General features: G+C 38.1%; 2 protein-coding genes. One reads left to right on the forward strand and one right to left on the reverse strand.

Annotation, left to right across the window (positions count from 1 at the left end; translation table 11 throughout):
* Positions 1 to 167: 167 nt before the first annotated feature.
* Positions 168 to 2081: a squalene--hopene cyclase gene (gene shc / locus FJR06_RS17440; protein ID WP_168651904.1), complete on the reverse strand. Its 1914-nt coding sequence runs from the start codon at positions 2079 to 2081 to the stop codon at positions 168 to 170.
* A 153-nt stretch (positions 2082 to 2234) separates the two neighbouring features.
* Here shc and FJR06_RS17445 point away from each other — a divergent pair, with 153 nt between their 5' ends.
* Positions 2235 to 3404, forward strand: coding sequence for a glycosyltransferase (locus tag FJR06_RS17445; RefSeq protein WP_168651905.1), 1170 nt, complete (start codon positions 2235 to 2237; stop codon positions 3402 to 3404).
* The last annotated feature ends 70 nt before the right edge of the window (positions 3405 to 3474 follow it).

Raw genomic sequence — 3474 nt, forward strand, 5'->3', positions numbered from 1 at the left:
GAGTCAGGAGTCAGGAGGAAGAATTAGAAGGAGAGAAGAATAGTCTCAAATTTCAGAAAGTGATAGGTTTTTAATGGTTTCAATCCTTATTCCTTGCACCTAATTCACTTTTTTAACCGGGAAACTCTTAATCTATCTAGGTTTTCGGTTTATTCAGCCAGCCCTATTTAACTCGAACATTTTGCTTGATATCGTCCCAAAGCCATTAAAGGAAAATACTGCTGATAAAGGTGATACTTCAAATAAAAATGGCAAGGAAAGCCCGTTCCGGTAAAGTATTCTTCATCCCAAGTACCATCTAATTTTTGTGTTTCTAACAGGTAATTAATCCCCTTTTCAATACTATCAATAGCTAATTTATCCGTAGCTTCACCTGCTGCTATTAACCCAATTAAAGCCCATGCTGTTTGGGATGCTGTACTGTCACCTTTTCCTTTTAAATTAGGATCATTGTAACTAAAACAAGTTTCTCCCCAACCACCATCAGAATTTTGTACTTTCACTAACCAAGCTGCACCTTGATTTATATCTCTAGCATATTTCAAAGGATTAATTAAAGCCAAAGCTGATAAAACGCCGCTAGTTCCATAAATGTAATTTACACCCCAACGTCCAAACCAACAACCTTCTATTTCTTGTTCCTTCAAAAGATAATCTAAAGACTTTTCTAAATTATCTGGTTGAATTGATAAATTACAAGCCCCCAACATTTCCAATACTCTAGCAGTGACATCAGCCGTATTTGGATCAATCATCGCTTTCAAATCACCATAGGGGACAGAATTGAGCCATTCTTGATCATTATCAAGATCAAAAGCCGCCCAACCACCTGGTTTACATTGCATCGTCGCAATCCAATTTAAAGCCCTATCAATAGCTTGTTTTTTTAGTTCCTCATTTGGCAATTTTGCTTGATGTAAAGCCATGACAACCACAGCCGAATCATCCACATCTGGGTAAAAACGATTTTCAAATTCAAACGCCCAAGCACCAGGTTTTCCCTGCTTGTTTTTGACATTCCAATCACCATAATCGAGAATTTGTTTCTCTATTAACCATGCTCCAGCTTTAACAATAGCCGGATCATTTGGCGGAAAACCTGAATCAATCAAAGCCCGAATCGCCCAAGCTGTATCCCATACAGGAGAAACACAAGGTTGGACACAGTAACTATTTTCTGTTTCAATGGCGAAATTATCAACTGCTTTTAAACCCCGTTCGATAACCGGATCATTAGCATCATAATCTAAACACTTTAAAGCTAACAGAGAATTTAACATGGCGGGAATAATTCCCCCCCAATCACCTGTAACTTCTTGACGTTCTAGAATCCATTTTTCTGCGGCTTTAATTCCTTCATTTCTAAAAGGAACAAAATTAATACTTTCTACTAATTTAAAGCCATCATCAAGGATATTAAAAATATCTGACCAATCACCATTTTTTGGTAATTCCCAGCAGACATTATTTACACCTTCAGCATATAATTCATCTAAATTAATTGGCTGATCAATGTTAAAAATTGGTTTTCGATCAAAGACAATTAATAATGGCACAGTGCTAGAACGCGCCCAACTCGAAAGTTCATAAATATTGAAGAAAAAATTATCGGGTAGTAACATTACCCAAGGTGGCAAAGAAGGCAGTCCGCGCCAATTATAACAGCCAATTAAAGCTAGATGTAACTTTGTAAAAATCCGAGTTTTGCTAATACCACCTTTAGCTAAAATTAGAGATTTCGCTTTCAGCAATGCGGTATCTGTAGCGGGTACACCTAACAATCTTAAAGCCATATAGGCTTCTACAGTTGTGTTTAAATCTCCACCATCACCATAAAACAATTCCCAACCTCCATGTTCTCGTTGTTGAGAACGGAGATAATTTTCAACTTTATGTAAAGGTCTGGTTTTCTCAGTTCCCCAAATCTTATGTAATAAAACAGCTTCCGAAGTGATGGTAACATTAGACTCTAACTCAGCCCACCAATAACCATCGGGATTTTGAATAGAAAGTAGATGTTTTTGACTTGCGGCTATCGCATCAACAACTTGCTTGACTTTTATTCTATCTTGTGTTTGCATCAAATACCTACCTCAGCACCAAACAATATTTAAATAACATAACCGAATTACGAGAAAATTCTTCCGCAAAATCAGCAAACATTGTATTCTATCCAAGTCAGTAAAAGAATTAAATTTGTCTTTTAAATTTTAAATTGGAGTACAGCAACAGTTATGGCAACAATTATATTCAGTTTGACCCTTCTATCCTTAGTCATTTGGATATTTTTACTCTTATTTTGGGGGCAGTTTTGGCGAGTTAATCACCAATTAGAAGCAAATCAAGATAAAGATATTGATAACAACACCTTACCGACCGTGTGCGTAATAATTCCTGCCCGTAATGAAGCCGATGTCATTCCTGTTAGCTTGCGATCGCTCCTCCTTCAAGACTATCCTGGTAATTTCACCATCTTTTTAGTAGACGATCAAAGTAGCGATGGTACAGCCCACATTGCCGAAGGAGTAGCCTACGCCCTCGACAAAACCCCACAACTACAAATTGTTACCAGCACCTCATTACCCCCAGGTTGGACAGGCAAATTGTGGGCAATGGAACAAGGTTTACAAACAGCCAGTACCTTGACACCAGACTATTTTTTACTTACTGATGCCGATATAGAACATGATCCCAGCAACTTGCACCGCCTAGTTGCCAAAGCCGAGGCACAGAAATTAGATCTCGTATCCATCATGGTACGCTTACGCTGTCAAAGTTTTTGGGAACAACTATTAATACCAGCTTTCGTCTTTTTCTTCCAAAAACTTTATCCATTTTCCTGGGTAAATAATCCCAAAAAAGCTACTGCTGCCGCTGCTGGAGGTTGTATTCTCATTCACTCAGAAGCCCTAAATAGAATTGGTGGGTTGCAAATAATTCGTCAAGCCTTAATTGATGACTGTTCCCTAGCCAAAGCCGTTAAATCAACTCACGGAAAAATCTGGCTAGGATTAAGCACCCTAACCTATAGCTTACGTCCTTACGACTCCCTGAAAACAATTTGGGATATGGTCGCCAGAAGTGCTTACACACAACTAAATTATTCCCCTTTCCTGCTAATAGGCAGCCTGTTGGGAATGACTTTAGTTTATTTATTACCACCGATAGCAATTATTTTCGGTCTGGTATTGGGGAATTGGATAATTACCCTGATTTCTTTCATCGGATATCTACTGATGACTTTTGCTTATTTCCCAATTATTCGTTTTTATAAATGTTCTCCAGTTTTTGCTTTTAGCTTACCCATCATTGCTTTTTTATATACTTCTATGACAACAGATTCAGCATTACAACATTGGCAAGGACGTGGAGGTGCATGGAAAGGTAGAGTATATGCCCGTTGACAAGATAAGAGAAGCAAGAAAAGCAGAGAAAGAAATTTCCTTCTTCTTCCTTCTTCCTTCTTCCTTCTTC

Source organism: Dolichospermum sp. UHCC 0352 (assembly GCF_009711925.1).
Classification (GTDB): Bacteria; Cyanobacteriota; Cyanobacteriia; order Cyanobacteriales; family Nostocaceae; genus Dolichospermum; species Dolichospermum lemmermannii.